A 3,979-nucleotide genomic window follows, 5' to 3' on the forward strand; every position below is an offset into this window, starting at 1 on the left:
CATCTCGTCCTGACCGGGCCCGGCCGCCGGCCGGGCCCGGTCAGGACGAGATGTGCTCCAGGATCACGTTGTGGACGTGGTGGCTCTTGTCGCTGCCGCGGAACTCGACCTCGTAGGTGTGCGTCCCCACGTTGATCGCGATCGAGCCGGTGGAGAAGTACGACCCGGCCCACGACTTGTTGCTCACCACGCTCACCGAAGTGATCTTGGAGTAGGGGACGCTGGTGATGGCGTACTTCTTCCCGGCGAAGCTCTTGTCCTGGATGATCACCCGGCGGTCGGTGAGGCCGATGAACCCGGTGCCCGCGCCCACCGCGTCGTAGACGGCGATGATCCGCTCGCCGGGCAGCAGCCCGCTCTCGATCTGCTTGAGCTGGCCCGACCTGTCGTGCTGGATCTCCCCGCCCATGCGTCCTCCCGAGTCGTCGCGTTCGTTCCGGTTCGTAGAGGAGTGTCTCAGCCGGTCCCGGCGGTCCGCGCGCCTTCGGGGAAGCCGACGCGGCGGCCGAGCGGCTCGACGAGCGTTGCGCGCCGCTCCAGCTCCCGACGACGCTCGCCCGCAGCCGGGGAACGCTGTACGTGGCGCGCGACCCGCCGTCCTCAGGAGCGGCGGCCGATCTCGTAGCCGAGCTGGAAGTGGGTGAGGACCCCGTAGTCGGACTTCATGCGGGCGATCCGCTTGGCGAAGGTCCGGTCGCTGATCCCGAGCCGCTTGGCGATCACCGTGCCGGTCTCGCCGTCGATGAGCATGCGGATGGTCCGGTTCTCGGCCTGGCCGCCCGGGCCGGCGGTGAACCGGCCGGATCGCTGCCAGACCCGGTCGAAGGCGTCGGCCAGGTACCGCACCACGGCCGGGACGGTCACCGCGACCGCCGTCACGGCGCCCGGGGAGCCGCTCGGGCCCGGCAGGAAGCAGATCCGCCGGTCCACGATGATCAGCCGGTCGAAGACCTCGTCGCACATCCGGACCTCGGCGCCCGCCGCCGTGATCTCCTCGACGTAGGCGACGGTGGCCGGGTCGTAGCGGGCGGTGTGCCCGTACAGCGTCCGGATCGCCGCCCCGCGCGCCAGGGCGCGCCAGTCGCGCTCCAGCGCCACGCGAAGCGTCCTGCCCTCGCGCGACGCGTCCGGCCGGGCGGTGAGCAGCTCGCCGCGGCACCGGCCGACCGCGTCGGCGATCCGCCGGTCGATCATCTCGGCCCCCTCCAGCGCCTCGCACCCGGCGGAGCCCGCCGGCCGCGTGCTCTCGGTGCGGGCGAGCGACGTCAGCTGCGCCTCCATCTCCCGGACGGCCAGGGCGGCCTGCTCGGCGTGCGACCGGAGGTGCCGCAGCGCCTGGTCGAATCGCCCCTGGGCGGGCGGCGACCCGTCCGCGGGCCCCTTCGTCCGGGCGGCACCGTTGATCTCGCGCATCACGATATTTCCCCCAATGAATGGACTTTTCCTGTCCTGGATTCGTCCGTCGGAGGGGGGAGGGACCTGTCCGCTAACGGCCTCGCCGTGGTCCCGGCGATCCGGCCGCGGGGAGCGTCAAAGGTAGAGGCCCGTGCCGTGTTCGGGGCGCTCGCTGGCGATCGCGTGCAGGTCGCGCTCGCGCATGACGAGGTAGTTCTCGCCCTGGATCTCGACCTCGAACTGGTCGCCCGGGTGGAACAGCACGCGGTCGCCGGGCTTGACGACGCGGACGTGGTGACCGACCCCGCAGACCTCGCCCCAGACCAGGCGGTTGCCCTGCTCGACCGTCGCGGGGATGACGATCCCGCCGGTGCTGCGGCGCTCCCCGCTGTCCTTCTCGACCTTGATCATGACCCGGTCGTGGAGCATCTGGACTTCGAACTTCGGTTCGGACACGCTGGGGAGTTTAGTCGCCGATATGAGTGAGAGCGTTCCACGAGGTGGCGATGATCTCCGGCAGCGTGGAGCGCTCGGGGCGCCAGCCGAGGCCCTCCCGGACGGCCGTCGCGTCGCAGACCAGGACGGGCGCCTCGGTGCGCGGCGGGCGCCGCAGCGTGGGCACGGGACGGCCCGTCACCTCCTCGACGGCGGCGACGACCTCGTGGACGGCCGTCCCGATCCCGCTGCCGACGTTGTAGACCCGCTCCTCGCCGGGCCGCACGTCCTCCAGCGCCCGGACGTAGGCCGCGGCGAGATCGTCCACGTGCAGGTACTCGCGGACGGCGCGCCCGTCGCCGTTGATCTCCAGGTGCGGCGCGTGCCCGGCCGCCACGGCCAGGGCCTTCGGGATCAGCCGCGTCCCGTCGGGGTCCGGCCGTCCGTCCACCGACCCGGCGACGTTGAAGGTGCGCAGGACGACGGCGCCGATCGCGCCCGTCCGGGCATGGAACCGGACGGCCTGCTCGGCGGCCAGCTTCGACGCCCCGTACGGGCTGGACGGCGCCGTCCGCTCGCCCTCCGGGATCGGCTGCCGCTCCGGCGTCCCGTACACGGCGGCCGTCGAGCCGAACACCACCCGGTCCGCGTCCACCGCCTCCAGCAGGTTCACCGTGCCCTGGACGTTCGCGGCGAAGTACCGCAGCGGGGCGTCGAACGACTCGCGGACGCGGGCGAGCGCGGCGAGATGGCACACCCCGTCGTACGGGCCGCCCGGGAGGCCGCCGGGGTCGAGGAGGTCGCCGCGGACGGGACGGACCCCGGGCGGCAGCGCGGCGCTCCGCCGGACCAGCCCGTCGACGTCATGCCCGGCCGCGACCAGCCGCCGCCCGACCGCGTACCCGATGTAGCCCGCCGCGCCCGTCACCAGCACCCGCATGAGCCGTGTCTACCCCAGGCGATGGCGCCCGGGAACCCTCGGTCACCTCTTGTAGGTGCGTCCAGTGCCGGACGACAGGCGCGCGACGACCCCGCGCGGCAGGAAGCGGGCCGCGCCGATGAGCGCCTTGTACTGCGCGCCCGGGATGCTGACCTGGACGCCGCGCCGCAGGTCGCGGAGCCCGGCGGCCACGACGGCGTCCTTGTCCAGCCACATGAACTCCGGCAGGTCCGACATGTCCATCTCGGCGCGGTCGTGGAACTCGGTCCGCACGTAGCCGGGGCACAGCGCCATCACGCGGACGCCGCCGTCCGAGCGGCGCCTGATGTCCTCGGCGACGGCCTGGCTGAAGCTCACCACCCACGCCTTGGACGCCCCGTACGTGCCGCGCGTCGCGAACGCCGCCGCCGACGCGACGTTCACGACGCCGCCCCGGCCGCGGTCCAGCATCCCCGGCAGCACGGCGTGGGTGAGCCGGAGGACGGCCTCGCAGTGCACCTTCAGCATGGTCACCTCGTCCGCCACCGGGACGTCCAGGAAGACGCCCTTGTGGCCGAACCCGGCGTTGTTGATCAGCAGGTCGACGCCGTCGCGGACGCGCCCCTCGGCCGCCGCGAGGCCCTCCTCGGTGGACAGGTCGGCGGGCAGCGCCTCGGCGCGGACGGCGTACCGTTCGCGCAGCCCGGCGGCCGTCCGGTCGAGCCGCTCGGCGTCGCGGGCCAGGAGGACCAGGTCGAATCCGTCGGAGGCGAGGCGGCGGGCGAAGGCGGCACCGATGCCCGCGGTCGCGCCGGTGATGAAGGCGGTCGGCATGCCCCGAGCCTAGAAGACCGGTCGGGCGGCGGCGCGGCGGGTGTGGAAGTGCCGCGGGTCGGGGCGGCGGGTCGCGCGGCGGTAGGCGAACGTGAACCCGGGCCAGTTGTTGACGACCTTGCCGTCGGCCGTCATGTACCAGCTCTCGCAGCCCGCCTCCCACACCGTGGCGCGGAGCCGCTCGCGCATCTCGCGGGTGAACGCGTCCTGCACGTCCGGCCGGACGTCGATCCAGGCGAGCCCGGCCCGGCGTAGCGCGTCCACGCAGCCGAGCACGTACCTGAACTGCGACTCCAGCATGTAGATGATCGAGTTGTGGCCGAGGTTGGTGTACGGGCCGTACAGCAGGAACAGGTTCGGGAAGCCGCTGACGGTGATGCCGAGATGGGCCTGCGC

At 73.1% G+C, this 3,979-nt stretch carries 5 protein-coding genes and 1 pseudogene; all 6 read right to left on the reverse strand.

What is annotated here, in order from left to right:
• Positions 1 to 40: 40 nt before the first annotated feature.
• Positions 41 to 409, reverse strand: coding sequence for a PH domain-containing protein (locus tag E1264_RS41040; RefSeq protein ID WP_132182731.1), 369 nt, complete (start codon positions 407 to 409; stop codon positions 41 to 43).
• A 191-nt stretch (positions 410 to 600) separates the two neighbouring features.
• Complete coding sequence (locus E1264_RS41045) at positions 601 to 1,413, reverse strand: hypothetical protein (RefSeq protein WP_132182733.1); 813 nt, start codon at positions 1,411 to 1,413, stop codon at positions 601 to 603.
• A 117-nt stretch (positions 1,414 to 1,530) separates the two neighbouring features.
• Positions 1,531 to 1,851 (reverse strand): co-chaperone GroES, encoded by a 321-nt coding sequence (locus tag E1264_RS41050; RefSeq protein WP_132182735.1) that lies wholly within the window; start codon positions 1,849 to 1,851, stop codon positions 1,531 to 1,533.
• A 10-nt stretch (positions 1,852 to 1,861) separates the two neighbouring features.
• Positions 1,862 to 2,770: an NAD-dependent epimerase/dehydratase family protein gene (locus E1264_RS41055; RefSeq protein ID WP_132182737.1), complete on the reverse strand. Its 909-nt coding sequence runs from the start codon at positions 2,768 to 2,770 to the stop codon at positions 1,862 to 1,864.
• Between the two features lie 42 nt (positions 2,771 to 2,812).
• Entirely contained in the window at positions 2,813 to 3,583 is a 771-nt protein-coding gene (locus tag E1264_RS41060; protein WP_132182739.1) for an SDR family oxidoreductase, read from the reverse strand.
• Between the two features lie 9 nt (positions 3,584 to 3,592).
• Positions 3,593 to 3,979 (reverse strand): annotated as a pseudogene (locus tag E1264_RS41065) (4-hydroxyacetophenone monooxygenase); the annotation flags it as partial.

The sequence above is a fragment of the Actinomadura sp. KC216 genome, from assembly GCF_004348535.1.
GTDB lineage: Bacteria > Actinomycetota > Actinomycetes > Streptosporangiales > Streptosporangiaceae > Spirillospora.

What these genes read in the sequence shown, in the direction of transcription:
- E1264_RS41055 (WP_132182737.1), bottom strand. Translation starts at nt 2,770, where the DNA reads ATGCGGGTGCTGGTGACGGGCGCGGCGGGCTACATCGGGTACGCGGTC.
- E1264_RS41060 (WP_132182739.1), bottom strand. Translation starts at nt 3,583, where the DNA reads ATGCCGACCGCCTTCATCACCGGCGCGACCGCGGGCATCGGTGCCGCC.
- E1264_RS41040 (WP_132182731.1), bottom strand. Translation starts at nt 409, where the DNA reads ATGGGCGGGGAGATCCAGCACGACAGGTCGGGCCAGCTCAAGCAGATC.
- E1264_RS41045 (WP_132182733.1), bottom strand. Translation starts at nt 1,413, where the DNA reads ATGCGCGAGATCAACGGTGCCGCCCGGACGAAGGGGCCCGCGGACGGG.